The organism is Chryseobacterium urinae, assembly GCF_030518295.1.
Classification (GTDB): domain Bacteria; phylum Bacteroidota; class Bacteroidia; order Flavobacteriales; family Weeksellaceae; genus Chryseobacterium; species Chryseobacterium mucoviscidosis.
In genome coordinates this window covers 25,334-46,270 of sequence record NZ_JAULSJ010000009.1, presented here as the reverse complement: position 1 = coordinate 46,270, position 20,937 = coordinate 25,334, and the positions used below count along the sequence as shown (strand labels likewise).

Genomic DNA, 20,937 nt, shown 5'->3' with positions numbered 1-20,937 from the left:
AAAATTTTGTAATGGAATTTTACTTTCATAGATCCGACATTTTTTTTCACAAAGTTATTGGGGAGAATTCTTAGTCTTTTCCATAAAATATTTATTAATAATAGTAAATTCTGAAAGTTACCCACAATTGTTAATAACGATGTGAAATACTCTAATATCAATGGATTACAATGTATATAAGTTGTGAATTGGATTAAAATTAAATGTGGTAAAGTATTTCATTAAAATTTATCCCCTAAACTAACAATACTCAACAACAGTATCATTTTTCTTTTTTTAAGAGAAAAGAAATCATGTTGATTGATGAATGCTGAGTCTGCGGGAAACTTTTTGAAAACTTTTCAAAGCTTGAATCGTTCTGAAAATTTTAAAATCTTACATTTGTGAAACAAAATTTGAACGAAATGAATGAACCCGACCTGCCGGAAAAAATGAAGCCAATGGATTCTCAAAGTCGGTTCACTTTACCCGAAAAAATATAAAATGTACATATGAAAACAATCAATGATTTCAATTTCAATGAAAAGAAGGCGCTTGTAAGAGTGGATTTCAATGTTCCGCAGGACGACCAGCTTAAAGTAACAGACAATACGAGAATTGTTGCGGTAAAACCAACCGTAGATAAAATCCTTAAAGATGGCGGTTCTGTAATTCTGATGGCTCACTTGGGAAGACCAAAAGGAGAGGTTAAAGACGAATTTTCACTGAAACATATCGTAGACGAGGTTTCTGAGGTTTTAGGACAGGAAGTTAAGTTTGTGGACGAATGTGTTGGAGAAAAGGCTGAAAAGGCTTCTTCTGAGCTTAAACCGGGAGAAATTCTTTTGTTGGAGAATCTGCGTTTTCATAACGAAGAGGAAAAAGGCGATGAAGCTTTTGCAGAACAGCTTTCTAAATTAGCAGATGCGTATGTAAATGATGCATTCGGAACAGCTCACAGAGCGCACGCTTCAACAGCGGTTATTGCTAAATTTTTTCCATCAACTAAATTTTTCGGTTTATTGATGGCTAAAGAGCTTCAGGCGATTGATAAAGTACTAAAAAGCGGTGAAAGACCTGTTACAGCTATTCTTGGTGGTTCTAAAGTTTCAACTAAAATTACCATTATAGAAAATATTTTACCGGCAGTTGATAATTTAATCATTGGAGGCGGAATGGCGTTTACTTTCATTAAGGCTTTAGGCGGAAAGATCGGTACCTCCTTAGTGGAAGAAGATAAGTTACCTTTAGCACTGGAGATTTTAGAAAAAGCGAAGGAACATAAAGTAAAAGTTTATCTTCCGTCTGATACAGTAATTGCTGAAAGTTTCAGTAACGATGCCGACAGAAAAGAAGTAGATATTTACGAAATTCCTGAAGGATGGATGGGACTGGATGCAGGTTCGAAATCGAGAGATCAGTTCAATGATGTATTGTTAAATTCCAGAACGATTCTTTGGAACGGACCGATCGGAGTTTTCGAAATGTCGAATTTTGCTGCAGGAACAATTGCGTTGGGAGACAGTATTGCGGAAGCTACAAAATTGGGAGCTTTCTCTTTAGTTGGAGGAGGAGACAGTGTTGCGTTTGTGAAGCAATTCGGTTACGGAGAAAAAGTAAGTTATGTTTCTACCGGAGGAGGAGCGATGTTGGAAAGTCTGGAAGGTTTGGAACTTCCGGGGGTTGCTGCCATTAACAACTAAGAAAATTAATTTATATATCTTAAGTCCGCTGATTTTTTCGGCGGACTTTTTTATTAAACTTGTTCAAAGTCATTTTAAATTTAACCGCAAAAGAGACAAAAGACTTTATTGAATTTATTTAAAGTATTACAAAAGTCTGCAAAGAGAAAAATCTTTGATTTTTTTACTTATGTATGCTTTTTCAGTTTAAGTATTAAATTTAAGAAACTAAAGCGTTTAAATCTTTTGTTATATAAAAGTTTATTATGAAGCTTTAAAATTTTTATAAATCATTTTTAAAGTTTAAATATTGTTCTTAAAAAACGATCAGTATTTTTAATTTTCAAATACGAATAACAAATTAACAATTTTCATTTTTTAATTTATCGATGAATAAATTTTCAAATCCTGAAAATTACCAGAGAATTAAAATTTCTACAATTGACCAAAATTTTTGCTAATTCATTTTTTACTTAATTGCTCATATTTGAGTTAATTTCAAAATTAGTCGAAAAGTCAAAAAATATGATGATGATGTAATGATTAATATTTTCAAAATTCTAAAAATATGAAAATTGAAGTTTTTAAAAACTATTGTTACTTTTCTAATTTTCACATGAAATTAAAATATGCTTTGTATGAAAAATTTAATGGTAAAGAAAAATAGAGTCAAATCTTGAGTTACTAACTTTTTACTAACATATTCTAAAATTCTGGAGTGATTTTTCCAAAATTTAATCTTGTGTAAAAAATATTCTGAAAATTTAAATCGAGTAGGGGAGTCGATAAAAATAAAATCCCGGAGAGTTTCCCGGGATTTTGATTTTCAAGGCTTAGATTCTGAAAAATTGACCTTCAGAAATGGCTTAAATTTCGATTTTCTACTTTTTTTCGATAATGTATATCAAACTTGAAAATTCGTTCGAAAAAAGGGCTTTTACGTTAGAAATCGTTCCGAAGATCGTTGCTTTAAGCCAAAAAAGGGATGATTTTTTATATTTTTCGCTCAACATAGAGATATAATAAGAATCCAAAACCAAAGGTTTGATTTTTCTCATTTTCCAGTTGGGTTTTTTGGCAATCAGATTTTCCATACCGTTTTTTGAAAAATGATAGATGTGTCTCGGAACATCATACGCCGCCCAATATTCTTTATAATGTTTCGCATCGTAAGAAGTAGGATTGGGAACGGCAATAATCAACAGTCCTTTGTCTTTTAGTTTACGATTGAAAATTTCGAGCATCTCGTCCTGATTTTCGATATGTTCAAAAACATGCCATAAAGTAATTGCGTCCAGACTTTTATCTTCAATGGAATGAATATTATCTAAAATAGTAGCTTTTGAAATTTTATTCTGGGCTGCTTTTCTTGCATCTGCATCTGGTTCAAAACCGAAAGTTTCGAAATCATTTTCTATAAACTTTACAAATTCTCCGGCTCCGCAACCGTAATCCAATACTTTTGATCCTTTGCTGATTCGGTCTGAAAGTATATTTTTTTTGTACTGCAAATTAAAGGATTGTAAAAATTTATACAGTTTTTCTTTAAGACTTCCGGAATCCTGATGGTGGGAAATATAATCTTCACTTTCATAATATTTCGAAATATTGGATGGAATAGGGGAGGTCTTGAAAACTCCTTTAGTATCTGTTTCAATAATTTCAAAAATTTCCTGAGATAGAAAATGATCTTTTATTTTCATTTGATTTTTCTTTAAAATTAAAAATTAAGATATTCAGACCTTTGTATAAGCTAATAAATACCTTAATTTTTGATTGTATTTTTATGAATGTTTCACGTGAAACATTTTCGTTTTAGCGTCCTAAATAGACCAATAAAACGTTAATATCTGCAGGCGAAACTCCGCTGATTCTTCCAGCTTGTGCAATTGTTTTTGGTTTTACATTCGTCATCTTCTGCTTGGCTTCTGCAGAAAGACTTGAGATTTTTGTATAATCAAAATCTTCCGGAATTTTTATGTTTTCCAGACGGTTCAGTTTGGCAACATTTTCTTTTTCTTTCTCAATATAGCCTTTATATTTGATATTCACTTCTGCCTGTTCTCTTACTTCATCATCAAATTTAGAAGAAACTTCGTTGATAAAGTCGATCTGATCCAGTTTTTCCAACGTCATATTCGGTCTTGTAAGAATCTGCGCTGCTCTGTAAGCCTGATCAACAGGACTGCTTTCGATCGTTTCCAGAATAGGATTGATTACTCCCGGCTTTAAAGAAGTTTCCCGAAGAAAGTTCTCAAGTTCCTCACTCTGAGCGACTTTCTCATTTACTCTTTTTAGTCGTTCTTCTTTGGCTAAACCTAAGTCAAAAGCTTTTTGCGTTAATCTGATGTCTGCATTATCCTGTCTTAAAAGAAGTCTGTATTCTGCTCTTGAGGTAAACATTCTGTACGGCTCTTCTGTTCCTTTTGTGATAAGATCATCAATTAAAACTCCGATGTATGCTTCGTCTCTGTTAAGGATAAATTCCTCCTGTTCTTTTACTTTGTTGTGAGCGTTAATTCCGGCAATAAGACCTTGTCCGGCTGCTTCTTCGTATCCCGTTGTCCCGTTGATCTGTCCCGCGAAGTATAAATTATCAATTAATTTTGTTTCCAAGGTATGCTTCAATTGGGTAGGAGGGAAGTAATCATATTCAATGGCATAGCCCGGACGGAATACTTTTACGTTTTCGAATCCCGGAATATGTTTCATTGCTTTTATCTGCACATCTTCAGGAAGGGAAGAACTGAATCCGTTTACATAGATCTCTACTGTTTTCCATCCTTCAGGTTCTACAAACAACTGGTGTCTGTTTCTCTCTGCAAAACGGTTGATCTTATCCTCAATACTCGGACAGTATCTCGGCCCTAAACTTTGAATTGTACCATTGAACATTGGGCTTCTGTCGAAACCTTCACGTAAAATATCATGTACAGTTTCGTTGGTGTAAACGATGTGGCAACTTAATTGTTTGGTTAATTTAGGGGTATCTAAATAGCTGAATTTTTGAGGATTTTCATCTCCTTTCTGTTCTTCCATTTTAGAATAATCCAGACTTCGTCCATCTACGCGGGGTGGGGTACCGGTCTTCATTCTTCCTGCTTCAAAGCCTAAAGAAACGAGCTGTTCTGTAATTCCGAAAGCTCTAGGTTCGCCCATTCTTCCGCCACCTAACTGTTTGTCTCCAACGTGGATCAAACCATTGAGGAAAGTACCGTTGGTAAGAACTACAGAATGTCCTTTGATCTCTATTCCTAATGAAGTAACCACTGCGGCAACTTTATTATTTTCGATAATAAGCTGCTTTACCATGTCCTGAAAGAAATCAAGATTGGGTGTATTTTCTAAAGCCAAACGCCATTCTTCCGCGAAAAGCATTCTGTCGTTCTGCGTTCTCGGCGACCACATGGCAGGACCTTTGGAAAGATTCAGCATCTTGAACTGGATCGCAGATTTGTCTGCTACAATTCCGGAATATCCTCCCATCGCATCAATCTCTCTTACGATCTGTCCTTTTGCAATTCCTCCCATTGCAGGGTTGCAGCTCATCTGTCCGATGGTCTGCATATTCATTGTAATAAGCAGCGTCTTTGAACCTAAATTGGCTGCTGCAGCGGCTGCTTCACATCCTGCGTGACCGGCACCGACTACTATTACATCATATATTTCTGAAATCATTTTTTTTGCTTGTTTTAAGCCTTAATTTTTACTCTTTTTTACAAATGTTTCACGTGAAACATTTGTAAATTTTATTGTCTTAAATCTGTTCTGTTGCGCTTTATTTAGCCCCGATCGCAGCATTTGTCTGAGCTCATTTTCTTTTGAAAAAAGAAAATAGCGAGTGCGGAGAGCGGGATTAAGCTCCTAAAAAACTTAATGGTATTTTGCTAAATAATGATCTTCTTTTCCTCGCATCTGCAGTTCTTCTTCTTCTGTTTTATCTTTATATCCGCAAAGGTGCAGAATGCCGTGAGCCAAAACTCTCCGTAATTCTTCTTCGTAATTTCTGGATAGGGTAGAAGCGTTGTCTGAAATGCGCTGCAAAGATACAAAAATCTCGCCGCTTATGGTCTTCCCTTTTACATAGTCAAATGTAATGATATCAGTATAGTAATCGTGCTGTAAATAATCCTGGTTTACCTTGAGTAAATATTCGTCGTCACAGAAAATATAATTGATCTCGCCCAATTTTTTTTCTTCTGAAAGAATAAGATCTTCCAGCCATTTTTTGTATTCTGTGTTTACCGATTCGGGTAAGTTTTCGTAAAAAAATTGTATCATTTCGTAATTAAAACCAGTGTCCTAAAATAACACTGAATATGCCTTTTTGATTGTTTTTAAGTGAATGACTGAAGTTGATTTTAATCTGCCCGAAAGGAGATTTGTATCCAGCCGTTAATCCTACTGAACTGAAGTTTAATTTTACCGCATCCTCAAAAGTTATATCATTGGAAAGGTTGGCAAAAGAGAAATTTCCGCTCAGGAAATAGTTTTTATTGAATTTAAACTGAAGGTCGTTTGAAATTAAAACCACATTATTGCTGTTCAGTTGAGCAAAATAGAACCCCGAAAAGCTTCTGTAGTTTACGATATTCTGTTCAAAGATTCCGCCCAGTCTGTATTTGTAGAAGTCGGGAAGATTTTCTCCGATGGTGATTCCTCCGTAAAGATTGAGTCTGTAGGAAAACTGTTTTGAAAGAGGAAGATTTATTCTGATATCTGCTTTTACCTGAACGAGTCTTTTTTCTACTTCAGATTTTAAAAGATCAATTACTTTTCCTTCTGCATTAATGTAAATTCCGCGGGTAGGGAAGTCTCTGTCGTTTTGGGTATCGCTTTTCAGAAATACGTACGGATTGAGAAATCTGCTGTATCTTTTATTGTCTCCGTTGAATTCTGCTTCGAAATAATCGTGACTGATCCCGCCGCCGATGGCAAATTTATCTTTCCAGATCGATTGAAGATAGGCTTCATTTCTCAGCCAGAACCATTTGTCGATTTCGTTGTTATTGTTGCCTCTTAAACTGAAGCTCATTCCCGAAGAATAAATTCCGAAGCCCGGAATATATCCGTTATCAATAAAATAGTTTAAATAATATCGGGGTTTGTCTCCCACAACAACATCGAGAGAAAGATTTGAATTTCGGAATAAAAGTCGTTTTGCTGAATAGTTTAAAAGAAGTCCGGTTTTAAAAATTTCGTCGTAATGTAAACCGAATTTTAGAAAGTGTCGTGCTTCGTCTTCGGTAACGTAAAGTTTGAGATAATTTGAATTGTTACCGGAAATAATATCGTAATTGATGAATTTGTAATTGTTGGTGGCGACTAATTTATCAATCTGTTTATTGATGCTTCCGTAGGTTTGAAGAGAAGGAAGCCGCAGTCCCATTTTCCCTAAAACGTAATTTTTACCGTAAATTCTGCTTCCTTCGATCTCGAGACTGTCGATTTTATAGACATTGGAATAAATAGGACTCATTTGCTGTCGGATTCTGTCGAAAGGTCTCTTGGGTAGCTGATCGAGAATATCGACGTATTTTAAGCCTTCTACGTAGCCGCTGTCGAGAATTTTTTTCTTATCATCATAACTTGTAGCGGTCATGCCTGTTAAATTAGGCTTGATGTTGATGTCTGTATATTGATACTGTCTTTTGGTATCTTTTTTAATTCCGAAATCGATGACCTGATTTAAGATAGCAATAATACTGTTCAGATCTTCACGTTTGGAAAGATCCTGATTGAGATCTACCCCAATAACGATATCAATTCCTTTATCTTTTAAAGGTTTGGAAGGATAGTTTACCGTCATCGCTCCGTCAATATAAATACTGTCATTAATTTTAACAGGGTCCATGAGTGATGGAAATGCAGAACTTGCCATAATCGACTGTACCAGATCTCCTTTTTCAAAAATCTGCATATTGCCGCTTTCCAGATTGGTCGCGACGCACATAAAAGGAATAGGAAGTTTGGAGAAATCGTCGATATTGGAAACATTTTTGAAAAGTTCCTTCAGCAGATAGACATTTTTCTGTCCGGAACTGATGGAAGAGGGCAGGGTAATTTTTCCGTTTTTAAGAGGAATAGACAAAAGATATTTGTCAACAGATTTATTAAAGAAAGTTGTTTCCTGTCGTTTTGCTTTGGGATCTGTGATTAAAGAATAGAAATCGGTGTCCATTACAATCTTTTCTATTTCTTTTCCGGAATATCCTGAAGCGTACAGTCCGCCTACAATGGCTCCCATACTTGTTCCTGCAATATAATCTACTTTTACGCCCAGAGAATCCAGCACTTTAAGTACGCCTACATGAGAAAATCCTTTAGCTCCGCCTCCTGCAAGAGAAAGTCCTATTTTGGGATTTTTCGGAATAACGAGATCTTTCTTTACCTGAGACTGAATCAGAAGCAATTGAAAGGCAAATAAAATAATCAGGAACTTTCTCATAGGCTAATCTTTAATATAAATCCGTTTCACACGGGGCGAAATGGAGGTTAAAACTTCATAGGTTATTGTTTTGCAGTAGTCTGCGAATTCTTTTAAACTTGGTTTTGCGTTAAAAACGGTAACAGTATCTCCTTCCTTTACATTCGGGATATGATCTACATTAATCATCATCATATCCATACAGATGCTTCCTACAATCGGAGCAAGGGTTTTGTGGATTCCTACATTTCCGACTTGGTTTCCGATTAATCTTGGGATTCCATCGGCATATCCAACAGGAATAGTGGCTATTTTCGTCTGATGATCTGTTTTAAATCGACGGCTGTAACCTACTGATTCTCCGTTTTCTACCGTAGAAATTTGAGAGATTACCGTTTTAAAACTTACCACAGATCTTAACTGTTTTTGTATTTCACTATTTGGTGATTCTCCTAACATTCCAATACCGATTCTTACCATATCGTACTGATGATTGGTATAATTGGTTATTCCTGAAGAATTTAAAATATGTCGGATAGGAGTGTATCCCAATTTTTCTATCAAATAGCTGGAATTTTTCTCAAAGGTTTCTAGCTGATGTAAAGTAAATTCTTTTTCATCCGGTAAATCAGATGATGAAAGATGGCTGAAAATACTCTGAACCTTTACATTCATTGAATTTAAAGTCTCACTTAACTGATCCAGTTCATTGCCTTTAAAACCAAGACGATGCATTCCTGTTTCCAGTTTGATGTGGATCGGATATTTTTTATCATATCCTGATTTTTGAACGGCTTCATAGAATAATTCGAGAACTCTGAAACTGTAAATTTCCGGTTCCAGATTATAAGCAATCACCGTTTCATAACTGTGCTGTTCAGGATTCATGACCACAAGAGGAACCGTAATTCCTTTTTTTCTGAGTTCTACGCCTTCATCTACAAAAGCCACTCCAAGATAATCTATGTGATGATGCTGTAAAAATTCCGAAATCTCATAACTTCCTAAACCATAAGAGTTTGCTTTTACCATCGCCATCATTTTTGTGGATGGCTTTAGTAAAGATTTATGGTAATTGATGTTATGAAGAATAGCATTCATATTAATTTCTAAAACCGTATCGTGTTTTCTGAGTTCAAGCAGATCTTTAAGTCTTTCGATTTCAAATTTTCTTGCCCCTTTTAATAAAATGATCTGGTTTTCTATTTCTGTAAGGTGTTTACTTTCAATTAATTCCTGAGTATTGATGAAAGTAAAAGTTTTAGCTTTAAATAATTCACTAAATTTTGATATTTCATCACCGATCAGGAAAACAGAATCGAATTTCTGCTCGTTTACAAGTTCTGAGACTTCTTCATACAGTTCTTTTGAATTTGAATTTACCCCTACAATATCTGTAAGAACCAGAGATTTTTTCGGTTTGTTGTATTCATTAAGAAATTGAAGCGCGGTTTTCAGAGAATCAAGGTCAAGGTTAAAAGAATCATTGATGACAATGTTGTTCTTAATTCCTTCAATCGCTTCAAGCCTCATTTCAACAGCCTTTAAAGCGTTAATTTTTTCGACGATCTTTTCGTTTTCAATACCAAGTTCCTTTAAAACCGTTACAAGCGCCAAAGCATTCGTTAAAGTCGCTTCATCCCTCTGATGAACCGGAAAAGAAATTTCTTCATCGAAATAATGTACCGTTACCTCTTCGTTTTTCGAAATATTGTTTTTGAAATAGACCTGATTGTATTCTTTAAAGCCGTAAGAAATTAATTTTTTACCTGAATATAATTCTTTTATCTTTTTGTCAACCAAAGAATTATCCCCGTTGTAAATAACCGTTTCAGAATGTTTGAATAATTTGATCTTTTCATCAATCAGCTCCTCCTCCGATTGGAAGTTGGCAAGATGAGCAGTTCCGATATGGGTAAGCAAACCAATCTGCGGATGGAAAATATTTTCGAGCTTTTCCATTTCGTTCGGCTTGGAAATTCCTACTTCAAAAATTCCTAACCGATGAGAATTATTAATCTGAAGCAGAGAAAGCGGAAGTCCGATCTGAGAATTGAAACTCTTTGGGCTTTTCACCGTTGGAAATTCATTCCACAGACATTGATACAGCCACTCTTTTAAAATTGTTTTTCCGTTACTTCCTGTAATTCCGACGGATTTTAAATGAGCATTTTCAAAATGAAATCTGGCTAATTTTTGAAGAAATTCCACAGAATTCTCAACAATGATCCATGTAATATTTTCAAAATGCGGATAATGATGTTCGGAAATGATGACATTTATTCCACGGTCTACCGCAGATTCAATGAACTTTTCCCCGGAATTTTTTGAAGTATTGATCGCTATAAACGCAGTATTTTTAGTAGAATAAATAATCCTGCTGTCGAAAGCTATATTCCTGATCAGTATATTTTTGTCTCCAATAATCTTCGCATTGGTGATTTCTGCGATATGGTTTGTCGTGTAGTTCATAAACTACTTTTCTGTAATTAGGTTATAATTAGAATCAGGATTTCGGAAGTTATTAATCATATTTAAAAGATTTATTTGATTTCCTGAAATTTCATAAATGATAGAGTTGTGTTTCGTAATTAATAATTTGTGAAACGCTGTGTCTTCATATTTCTGATGAATAAGATTTCCATTTTCAAGCAAAGAAATTTTTCTTTCTAAAATTTCATAAAAGTCTTCCAAAACATCGAACCCCCAGTTTTCAATAAGAAAATCTTCTAGAATTTCTAAATCCGATTTGGCTCTATTTGTCCAAAAAATATTCATTTTTCTTTTTTGCAATTCTTTCCTTTGCTTCATTCATCACTACCATATGTTCGGTTATCCGTCCGTTTTTTACGTCGTCTAAACCTTCCTGAATAGCATTGAGAATATCATCATGCGAAATTTTTTCCGGTTCTATAATTTCCGCAATCTTCAGCAATTCCTCCGGAAGAAATTTTTTCTCTTTCATTTTTCTGAAAAACGTAGGCTCGGAAATTCCGCTTTTTTCAATGATGTATTTCATTTTGAAAGGCGAATTTTTCAAAATCTCGTCAATAGAATTGCTGATCTTTATGTAATTTTTAATCTCTAATATCATTTTATGATAGTTTTCACTATTAAATTTTAAACAAAATTAATAATAAATTTGATATTAAATCTCTTTTTTATTCAAAACTTCATCCACAAAAACTCTTCTGCTTACCGCATCGTAAGATTCTGTTTCTCCAAGTTCTACAAGATCTTTTCCTGCGGAAGTTCTCATAGAATAATTGGCAAGATTTCCTGTTCTTCTGCAGATCGCGTGTACTTTTGTTACATATTCTGCAGTTGCCATCAGATTGGGCATCGGTCCGAAAGGTCTTCCGAGAAAATCCATATCCAGACCTGCAATAACTACTCTTATTCCGCCATTTGCCAGTTGATTGGCTATATCCACAATGCTTTCGTCAAAAAACTGTGCTTCATCAATCCCCACTACATGACAGTTGGAAGCCAGCAAAAGAATTTCGCTGGGATTTTCTACCGCCGTGCTTCGGATTTTATTCTGATTGTGCGAAACCACATCTTCATCCGAATATCGGGTATCCAGTTTAGGTTTAAAAATCTCTACATTCTGCCCTGCCATTTCAGCTCTTCTAAGCCTTCGGATCAACTCTTCGGTTTTTCCGGAAAACATTGAGCCACAAATAACTTCCATCCAACCACTTTGTTTGGAATGATTAATTGTATTTTCTAAAAACATTTGTTAAATTAGCCGTATATTTTTAACTTCAAAAGTAAGCAATTTTAACAAGATTCTTCTATGCAGAACATCCAAGATTTAAAGGAAAAGATTTTTTTTGAATCCAAGAATATCATTGGTATTTTGGATAAAATAAGCAACGTAGACGAACTTTCGTCAAAGCAGGATCTTGTGGAAGAGCTTGCCAACAGAATTTCGTTTCTGCGTCTGCTGGAAAAAAATTTAGAGTATTTCGGAAGTGAAAATTCTTCGCTGATTTCAGAAAATAAAGAAAAATTTTCTTCACCCGCTCCTTTGCAGGAACCCCATGATTTCAGCAGTGAAGTAACGGAAGAAGAAGCTATTTTCAATAATGAGCTTAATGAAATTGACGGAAGCGAATCCGGAAATTATTCAACTGAAGTGACTGAAGAAGAGGCAATTTTTAACAATCAATTAAATGAGATTGTAGAAAGTGAACTTCACGAAACTTTAATTAATTTTGCAGAGGAAAATTCGCAGGATGAAATTCAGAATGATCTGAAAGAGAATGAAGATGTTTTCAATGCTCAGTTAAATGAACTGGATGAATATGAAACTTCTGAAAACAGCGGATCGGATCTGAATTTTGTGGATGAAGAAAGAATTCTGGCAAATTCTGAACCCGAAAATGATGAAGAAATCTCGGAAGAAATTTTTAATGACAGCAAAACGGAAGAAGAAGTTATTTTTAATCATCAACTGAATGAAATTGATGAATTTGAAAACGAAATTTCGGACAATCGTGGAGATATTCTGAATGATTTTGATGAAGAAGAGAAAATTCAGAACAATTATCAGTATAAAAATGAAGAAGAATCTGAAAAAATCCCGAGTATTTTTGATGGAGAAGTTTTAGATGAAAATGAAGAAATTTTAGTGGAAGAAAATGATAATCAGTATTCTTCCCGCACAATGATGGAACAGGGCGAATTGGCGACCGATACTTCAAATGCTGAAAACATTGTTAACGAAATTAAAAACGAAGCTTCTGTAGAAGAAAAACAGGAAACTTCAGTTTTAGCAGAAATTAATGACAGAAGAAAAATTGTTGAGATCAACAAACCTGTTTCTGAAGAGAAAGAATATTTAAAATCTGATGAAAGCTTTGAAAATCTCGAAGCCTATCATCATGATAAAAAGATAAAACTGGCAAATATCAAAGGTCTGAAAGCGGTACAGTCGCTTTTTGATGATGACCATCTTGAAAGAGTGTCAACAGAAAAAACAATTCCTGTTGAGAAAAAAGAAGACCCGGGAAGTATTTTGAAAACCAATATTCCAACCGAGTTTATGGAAGCGGAAAAGAAAAAGCCTGAGTTTAAACTCGATCTGAACGACAGGATTGCTTTCACAAAAACATTATTCGGAGGAAGCCAGACGGAGCTGAATGAAGTGGTGAATAACCTGAACAGTTTCAGAACACTGGAGGAGGCAAAAGAATACCTGAGTGATCTTTATTATGCCAAAAAATGGAGTAAAGTGGACGAATATGCACAGAGACTGTGGATATTGGTGGAAAATAAATTTTTATAAACTAAATTTTGAGCGGAATCTTATATTTTGTTCCTACACCGATCGGGAACCTCGAAGATATGACCTACAGAGCGGTAAATGTGCTGAAAGAGGTTGATTATATTTTATGCGAAGACACAAGAACTTCCGGAATTCTTTTAAAGCATTTCGAGATTTCCAAGCCTTTAAAATCCTATCATTTACATAACGAGCATCAGACAACGGAAAAAGTGATTACAGACCTTAAGAGCGGTCAGAATATTGCGATTATTACCGATGCAGGAACTCCCGGAATCTCAGATCCGGGTTATTTGTTGGCAAAAGCAGGTTCCGATCATCATATTGAAATGATCTGTTTACCGGGAGCAACGGCTTTTGTTCCGGCTTTGGTGGTTTCAGGATTACCGAATAACGAATTTCTTTTTGCCGGATTTCTTCCCCAGAAAAAAGGAAGACAGACAAAGCTGAAGCAGCTTGCAGAAGAGAAAAAAACAATCGTTTTATACGAAAGTCCCCATAAAATCAATACCACACTGGAGCAGATAAAAGAATTTTTCGGCGAAGAAACCAAAGTTAGCTTAAGCCGTGAGATTTCCAAAAAGTTCGAAGAAACCAAACGCGGAACAATTCTTGAACTCATTGAGTTTTCCAAAAGCAAAACGTTAAAAGGTGAGATTGTTCTCATCGTAAATAATTCCATTTAATTGAAAAATTTAATTTTCGTGCTGCTTTCGTCGGTCTGTTTCGGGCAGACGGATCAGTACAAACAGATACTTTTAACAAAAAAAATAGGCAAAGAAGTCCGTTTCTATTCCAAAGGATACGGAATGATTTCTGATGCCAAAACCGGAAAGTCCGGAATTGTAGATTCTCTGGGCAATATCACTTTTGAGTATCCTTCAAAAAGTGAAATTTCGCATTTATGGAAAAACAGGTTTGTTTTGAGGGTAAAAGCGGGAAATTCAAATGGAAAAACAGCGATTATCGATGCTTCCGGAAAGGAAGTAATTCCGATGGATCTTTTCAAATTCAGAACATGGGAAAATAAAGACAGGCTTATTTATTCAAAAAAAGGAAAAGACTGTGTGTACGATTTTAACGGGAAAGAAATTATCCCGTTCTCAGAAAAGATAGTTTTTGGAAGCGAAAACAGATTTTTTGTTAAAAATAATGGAATGTGGCTGATTTATGATTTTGACGGAAAGAAAATTTCAGACCGCCCGTTTACAGATGATCTTCGTTTCTACAAAGGCAGGGCTTATCTTTCGAAAGGTGAAAAATCCGGAGAAGTTATTGATAATAATAGTAAAACCTTAAGTACGATTTCGGGACATAACGTAGACAATATCAATGCGTTTCCTTATTTGGTAACTTTAGATACTACTAAAAATAAATACGGAATTATTGATGAAAAAGAAAACATCATTGCCGATGAAATGTATGATCAGGCTTTTGTGGGCAGAGAATACATTTACCTTACCAGAGAAGATAAAATAAGTATTTTTTCTAAGAAGGAAGGGAAGGTGTATGATCTTGATTATCATTATGTAAACCCCCTTTTCAATGGGTTGTTTAAAACCTCTCAGGATCAGAAAAATCCAAAAACTGCCGTTGTCCGTTTAAACGGAGAAGTGGTTTTTCCGAAGGAATATGACAGGGTAGAAGGATTGAGCATTGCAGGAGAAAAATATCTCTATCTGAGAAAAGATGACGAAGAAAAAATTCTGGATAAAAATTTAAAAAATATCCTGAATGACGATTACGAAATCGAAAAAATATTTCCCAATACACTGATTGTCAATAAAAACGAAACCTTTTACACATTTTCACCAAAAACAGGAAATTATAAAGAATTAAAAGGATTTAAGGAAGTAAAACCTTTTGAACTTTATCCTACTTTAGTCGGGAAAAACATAGACAATTTTTACGGAATGATGGATGAAAGCGGAAATGAAATTGTACCTTTTGTCTACGATGACATCACAACATTTTTGGGTGTTAACGAATTTGTGGTGAAAAAAGATAATAAATTCGGCGTTACCAACGACAAAAATGAACCTTTAACGGAAATTGTCTACGATAAGTTTTTTCCGGATAAAAAAGGCATTAAACTTACCAAAGGAAAAGAAACAGAATTCATCTATTTTACAGAGCAAAAAGACAGAAGTTTTATCGATTAACGTACATGATGTGCGTTCATGATAAAAAACAGGCATAAATTTTCGCTAAAAAAGTGATTTAAAATGCATTGAATAACATTTTGTAATATCTTTGCGCACTGTTTTATTTCTGTAAAATTAAATACTGTATATTAGCCAACTTTCAAAAGGCGAATACGTTATAAAGAAAAATAATTGTCATATATGAAACTATTAGAAGGAAAAGTAGCGCTAATTACGGGAGCTACACGAGGAATCGGAAAAGGAATTGCCGAAATGTACGCCGAACAGGGTGCAAAAGTAGCATTTACTTACGCCGGATCTGTAGAAAAAGCGAAGGAATTGGAAGCAACTTTAAGTTCTGTAACTCAAATTAAAGGGTATCAGTCTGATGCATCAGATTTTGATGCGGCTCAGACTTTAGTGGATAAAGTAATCGCTGAGTTTGGGAAAATTGATATTTTGGTAAATAACGCAGGAATTACGAAGGATAATCTGCTTTTGAGAATGTCGAAAGATGACTGGGATAAAGTAATGAAAGTAAATCTGGATTCTGTATTCAATCTTACCAAAGCGGTAATTAAGCCCATGATGAAGGCAAAAGCAGGATCGATCATCAACATGACTTCTGTAGTAGGAATCAGCGGAAATGCAGGACAGGCAAATTATGCAGCTTCTAAAGCGGGAGTTATCGGTTTTACAAAATCTGTAGCGCTGGAATTGGGTTCCAGAAACATCCGTTGCAACGCAATTGCTCCGGGATTCATTCAGACTGAAATGACGGATGCTTTAGATGATAAAGCAAAAGAAAAATGGAACGAAGCCATCCCGATGAAAAAACTGGGACAGACCAAAGATATCGCAAATGCGTGTGTATTCTTAGGAAGCGAAATGTCTTCTTACGTTACAGGACAGACGTTAAACGTTGACGGAGGTCTGTTGACATAAAATATGAAAACGGTACAGAATATTACCTTATTCTTGTCGGTTTTATTACTAATCGGTCTGGTTTACATTTCCTTTTTTAATGTATATCAGACCGATGATTATATCTATTCCTACGGAACAAAGAAGTTAGGATTTCTTGGGAATGTATGCGATTTTTATATGCATTGGGGAGGAAGATATTTTGGTTATACCATTAATATGCTGAATCCTATTTCTAAAGATCCGTTCAATATACTCCCGAAAATTTATCCTGTATTTTTACTGACATCATTTCTTGCAGTCATTATTTTAAATTTCAGACTGTATTTTAATTATTCCTTTGCTGAAGCGCTCAGAAAGAGCCTGTTATTGTTTTTTATTTATACGGTTGGATTAATCAGTTTACCGGAACATTATTTTTGGATCACAGGATCTAATGTCTACTTTTTACCGGTTATTTTATCAGGTCTTTTGCTCTTTTTTTACGGAAAGTTTCAGCAATCACACAAAAAACTGTTCTTCTTTTTAAGCGCTGTTGTCACTTTTATTCTGATGGGGGCAAATGAAATCATTGCGCTGATTTTGTTAGGAGCATTGAGCTTTATAGGCTTTGAAAAACCATCAAAGGAAAATAAAATTCTTTTAGCCATCGGAATTATCGGATTTCTTATTAGCTTTTTAGCTCCCGGAAATTTCAACAGAATGGTAAAATCTGATGATGCTTTTTATTGGATGTGGACGAAAAGAGCCGCTTTTTTCACTTTTAATTTTGGGTATATTTTTATAAAAACAGTATTTCTTATTCCTTTATTTACTGCTTTGTTTTTTGAAGAACTTACTGCCTTAAAAAGTAAAGTGAAATTTACCAAAGCTTGCATAATTTGTATGATTTCATTGTTACCTTTAATGTTTTTGGGCTATCTGATCAATATTGTAGGAAGACAGAACGATAACATTGTCATCTTCTTTTTAAGCACGTTTTCTTTCATTTTACTATACAAAAAAGAGAATATAAAAAGATTTTGGTGGATCAGTTTTTTAGTCATCTTTCTGCCGGAAACAGATTTTTTCAGTCAGAGTTATTCAGGGTTTAATATAGATTATAACATGAATAATTTCGTTCAGGAAATCGCTGTAACAGATCTGAAAGCATATGATGAAGAAATAAAAAGCAGAATTTCTTTAATTCAAAATTCAAAAGAAGACTCTTTAAAGATTGATAAAATAAGAGAAGTGCCGAAAATACTGTATTTTGATGAATTGTCTTCCGCAAAAGAAGAGAAAAAATACGTTAATGATCAGTTGGAAAAATATTTCAACAAGAAAAGCATTGTTGTAAAATAAGTGCTATTTTTCTTGAAAAACTTTGTCATAAATAAGCTTCACCTGCAAATCTCCGAATCCGAAAATTCCCAGCTCATCACGGAACTTTTCAAAAACTTCACTAAAATCTGTTATGCCTTTCTGTATTAAATTTTGAATAAAAACTTCAGGATTAATGTTTTGATAAGCGGTAATTAATTCAGGTAAAAAGCGAAAGCAATCAGATTGAATTTCAGAAAGTTGTTTTAATTTATTTTGATGATTACTTTGATAAGCTTCCCATAAATTCAGTCCCAATTCAATATCTTTTTGTTTAAATAAAACTCTTGAGGTTAATGCTTCTTCCAAATCAAAACGGGCAGAATCCGAAAATCCTTTCCATTGGTTTTCTTTCGATGCTTTTGGAAAAATCCTGTAGATGTTGATATTTTTATCCTTCGGAATCAGCGTTAAGCAAAACCACATATTAACCTGACAAAAAAGATCATCTTCAAACCAAAGATTTACCTCAGAATCTTCCGGGATCTGCATTATTTTATTGAATTCCAAAACCACTTTACGGTAATAATTTTCTTTTGTATCACCATAATTTTCAGCAATAAATTCTGATCTTACTTTCCAGAAAACATCCAGATTTTCAGCCTGTAAAGAACCTGCAACTAAAGCTTCTCTACAGATAATCATCTCGCCGGAAATCGTTGTTTCCTCCAATTGTTCAGCGAGACAATCACCATTTGTAATATTAAATATTTTGTTCAATTGTTAATCTTTAAATACCTGATTTTCCTGCTCCTGAACTCTGATGAAAGTCGTTCTTTTCGACAACTCTTTCAGTTTGGAAGCACCCACGTAAGTACAGGTAGAACGAACGCCGCCTAAAATATCTTTTACCGTATCCAGAACCGGACCTTTATAAGCTACTTTTACAGTTTTTCCTTCCGAAGCCCGGTATTCTGCAACGCCGCCTGAATGTTTATCCATGGCTGTTTTCGAGCTCATTCCGTAAAAAAGTCTGTATTTTTTACCGTTTTCTTCCACAATTTCGCCGCCGCTTTCATCGTGTCCGGCAAACATTCCGCCCAACATTACAAAATCTGCACCGCCGCCAAAAGCTTTCGCCACATCTCCCGGAACTTTACAGCCGCCATCCGCAATAATATGTCCGCCTAAACCATGTGCTGCATCGGAACATTCTATAATTGCCGAAAGTTGAGGATATCCCACTCCGGTTTTCACTCTCGTTGTACAAACCGAACCGGGACCAATCCCGACTTTAATGATGTCTGCGCCGACTAACAGAAGTTCTTCCACCATTTCTCCGGTTACAACATTTCCGGCAATGATGATCTTATCTGGGAAATTTGCCCTTGCCTTTTTCACAAATTCCACAAAATGCTCAGAATAACCATTGGCTACATCAATGCAGAGAAATTCGATTTTTGGATGTCTTTCGAGGATGGTTTTTATTTTTTCTTCATCGGCTTTTCCGGTTCCCGTGCTTAATGCGATATACTGATAAATGTTTTCCGGCTGAGAATCTAAAAATTCTGACCATTCTTCCACAGAATAATGCTTATGAACCGCTGTGATGATTTTTTCTTTTGCCAGTTCTACCGCCATTTCAAATGTTCCCACCGTATCCATATTCGCAGCAATCACGGGAACGCCCTTCCATTTTTTTCGGGTATGTTTAAAAGTAAATTCTCTCTCAAGATCAACTTCAGAACGGGATTTCAGGGTAGAACGTTTCGGACGGAACATTACATCCTTAAAACCCAGTTTAATATCATATTCTATTCTCATAATTCGGATAATTATTTTAATTAAAATTATGAAAAAGATTGTTTCTAATCTTTATTTAAAAGGATTTTATAAATTATTTATGATTGTCTGTTATTTGTCATAATTGGAAAAAATCTTTGAGTTCTTTGCTGAGTGAATAGTTTATGCTGAGCTTGTCGAAGCACTTTTGCGAACTTAAAACAGTTAGTATATAAAGAATCTTTGCGAGTCCTTTGCGTTAGAAAAAAAAAGTATGATTAATAGCGGATAATCAAAAATTATTTAATACAATTTAAATCTTGATTCAGAAGCTTACTAAATCATAAATACGATCACAAAAATCGACATATGAAGCTGAAGCGTTAAGAAAATTACAATTTATTCCGTTAAAAAATTCCCACTGTTTGAAGCGCGAGGCAAATTTTAAACTAAAGAATCTCAATTGAATTCGCGCAAGTTTTGGGAATTTTAGGAATGAATTTTAATTTTTAGCATTCAGATTCAAAGTCTTGAACTTTTCGTTCTTTTGTTTCAAGACAAAAGGACCACATATAAAATTTTAAAGAAAATGTTTAGATCAATTTTAAAATCAGGATAATAATTGAGTAAGTTTTAATTAAAAACAATACTTTTGAAACCATGGAATTTCCTGTGACCTTTCACCTATTTGGTAAAACTATTCTCGCTCATCCGCTGTTTGAAGCGGCAGGAATTTTTATCGGAATGCGGTTTTATTTTTATCTAAAACGAAAATCGAAAGAGAAAATGTCTTTCAATACTTCGGCTGCGGTATTAATTGGTGCAACAGCGGGAGCATTAATCGGATCAAAATTAATTGGAAATCTCGAAAACCCCATCAGACTTTTAGAGCATTTTGATTTGAAAACCATCTGGACAAATAATACAATTGTTGGCGGATTGGCTTTTGGCTTAATTGGTGTTGAATGGGCAAAAAAAATTGTCGGGCATAAAGAAAGTACCGGAGATTTGATCGTCTATCCACTGATCTTAGCAATGATTATTGGCAGAATCGGCTGCTTTCTTACCGGAATTCATGAAGAAACATACGGAATTCCTACTGATTTTATTTTCGGAATGCATCTGGGAGACCAATTTCTCAGACATCCTGTGGCATTATATGAAATAGCGTTTCTCATTCTTTTATGGATCGTTTTAAAAATTATCCAGAATACAAAAAAATATCCTTCAGGTTTCGTCTTTCAGTTGTTTATGGTCAGTTATTTTAGCTTCCGGCTGTTGCTGGACTTCATCAAGCCGAGAGTAGAAATTTTAGGAAATTTAGGAACCATACAACTTGTTTGTATAGCTGTAATTTTTTATTATTTCTTAAAATTGAGAAAAACAAAATTTGTAACTTCACTTTAA

General features: G+C 34.7%; 17 protein-coding genes. 7 read left to right on the top strand and 10 right to left on the bottom strand.

Annotated features, from left to right (window positions below; genetic code table 11):
* The first annotated feature begins 491 nt into the window (after positions 1-491).
* Entirely contained in the window at positions 492-1,682 is a 1,191-nt protein-coding gene (locus QWT87_RS07340; protein ID WP_302715269.1) for a phosphoglycerate kinase, read from the top strand.
* Between the two features lie 860 nt (positions 1,683-2,542).
* Here the strand turns inward: QWT87_RS07340 and QWT87_RS07335 are convergent.
* From QWT87_RS07335 to QWT87_RS07300, 8 genes are all read right to left on the bottom strand, one after another.
* On the bottom strand, positions 2,543-3,364 hold the full coding sequence (locus tag QWT87_RS07335; RefSeq protein WP_302715267.1) for a class I SAM-dependent methyltransferase: 822 nt from the start codon (positions 3,362-3,364) through the stop codon (positions 2,543-2,545).
* A gap of 112 nt (positions 3,365-3,476) precedes the next feature.
* On the bottom strand, positions 3,477-5,339 hold the full coding sequence (mnmG, locus tag QWT87_RS07330; protein ID WP_302715265.1) for a tRNA uridine-5-carboxymethylaminomethyl(34) synthesis enzyme MnmG: 1,863 nt from the start codon (positions 5,337-5,339) through the stop codon (positions 3,477-3,479).
* A gap of 195 nt (positions 5,340-5,534) precedes the next feature.
* Entirely contained in the window at positions 5,535-5,942 is a 408-nt protein-coding gene (gene ybeY / locus QWT87_RS07325; RefSeq protein ID WP_076391051.1) for an rRNA maturation RNase YbeY, read from the bottom strand.
* A 7-nt stretch (positions 5,943-5,949) separates the two neighbouring features.
* A complete protein-coding gene (locus tag QWT87_RS07320; RefSeq protein ID WP_302715262.1) occupies positions 5,950-8,109 on the bottom strand; it encodes a patatin-like phospholipase family protein in 2,160 nt (719 codons plus the stop codon).
* Between the two features lie 3 nt (positions 8,110-8,112).
* The gene (locus tag QWT87_RS07315) at positions 8,113-10,560 is read right to left on the bottom strand and encodes a bifunctional UDP-N-acetylmuramoyl-tripeptide:D-alanyl-D-alanine ligase/alanine racemase (RefSeq protein ID WP_302715260.1); all 2,448 of its coding nucleotides are present in this window, start codon (positions 10,558-10,560) and stop codon (positions 8,113-8,115) included.
* 3 nt (positions 10,561-10,563) lie between these two features.
* Positions 10,564-10,866 carry a type II toxin-antitoxin system RelE/ParE family toxin gene (locus QWT87_RS07310; RefSeq protein WP_108408670.1) on the bottom strand — a complete coding sequence of 101 codons (303 nt, stop codon included), beginning with the start codon at positions 10,864-10,866 and terminating at the stop codon, positions 10,564-10,566.
* Positions 10,844-11,182 (bottom strand): hypothetical protein, encoded by a 339-nt coding sequence (locus QWT87_RS07305; RefSeq protein WP_302715257.1) that lies wholly within the window; start codon positions 11,180-11,182, stop codon positions 10,844-10,846. The genes QWT87_RS07310 and QWT87_RS07305 overlap by 23 nt, the downstream gene beginning before the upstream one ends.
* Before the next feature lie 54 nt (positions 11,183-11,236).
* Positions 11,237-11,827: a thymidine kinase gene (locus QWT87_RS07300; protein WP_076391046.1), complete on the bottom strand. Its 591-nt coding sequence runs from the start codon at positions 11,825-11,827 to the stop codon at positions 11,237-11,239.
* Positions 11,828-11,887: 60 nt separating this feature from the next.
* On the opposite strand from QWT87_RS07300, the gene QWT87_RS07295 reads away from it, so the two are divergent.
* From QWT87_RS07295 to QWT87_RS07275, 5 genes are all read left to right on the top strand, one after another.
* Positions 11,888-13,381 (top strand): V-type ATP synthase subunit I domain-containing protein, encoded by a 1,494-nt coding sequence (locus QWT87_RS07295; protein ID WP_302715254.1) that lies wholly within the window; start codon positions 11,888-11,890, stop codon positions 13,379-13,381.
* Between the two features lie 8 nt (positions 13,382-13,389).
* Entirely contained in the window at positions 13,390-14,064 is a 675-nt protein-coding gene (gene rsmI, locus QWT87_RS07290) for a 16S rRNA (cytidine(1402)-2'-O)-methyltransferase (RefSeq protein WP_076391044.1), read from the top strand.
* On the top strand, positions 14,065-15,540 hold the full coding sequence (locus QWT87_RS07285) for a WG repeat-containing protein (protein ID WP_302715250.1): 1,476 nt from the start codon (positions 14,065-14,067) through the stop codon (positions 15,538-15,540). It begins immediately after the preceding gene.
* Between the two features lie 183 nt (positions 15,541-15,723).
* Complete coding sequence (fabG, locus tag QWT87_RS07280; protein ID WP_302715248.1) at positions 15,724-16,467, top strand: 3-oxoacyl-[acyl-carrier-protein] reductase; 744 nt, start codon at positions 15,724-15,726, stop codon at positions 16,465-16,467.
* A 3-nt stretch (positions 16,468-16,470) separates the two neighbouring features.
* Positions 16,471-17,790, top strand: a complete 1,320-nt coding sequence (locus tag QWT87_RS07275) for a DUF6056 family protein (RefSeq protein ID WP_302715246.1) — start codon at positions 16,471-16,473, stop codon at positions 17,788-17,790.
* Positions 17,791-17,793: 3 nt separating this feature from the next.
* On the opposite strand, the gene QWT87_RS07270 is transcribed toward QWT87_RS07275, so the two are convergent.
* Both QWT87_RS07270 and QWT87_RS07265 read right to left on the bottom strand, forming a co-directional pair.
* Complete coding sequence (locus QWT87_RS07270) at positions 17,794-18,528, bottom strand: DUF1835 domain-containing protein (protein ID WP_302715244.1); 735 nt, start codon at positions 18,526-18,528, stop codon at positions 17,794-17,796.
* Positions 18,529-18,531: 3 nt separating this feature from the next.
* On the bottom strand, positions 18,532-19,572 hold the full coding sequence (locus QWT87_RS07265; RefSeq protein WP_302715242.1) for a GMP reductase: 1,041 nt from the start codon (positions 19,570-19,572) through the stop codon (positions 18,532-18,534).
* A gap of 618 nt (positions 19,573-20,190) precedes the next feature.
* Here QWT87_RS07265 and QWT87_RS07260 point away from each other — a divergent pair.
* Positions 20,191-20,937, top strand: a complete 747-nt coding sequence (locus QWT87_RS07260; protein WP_273076358.1) for a prolipoprotein diacylglyceryl transferase — start codon at positions 20,191-20,193, stop codon at positions 20,935-20,937.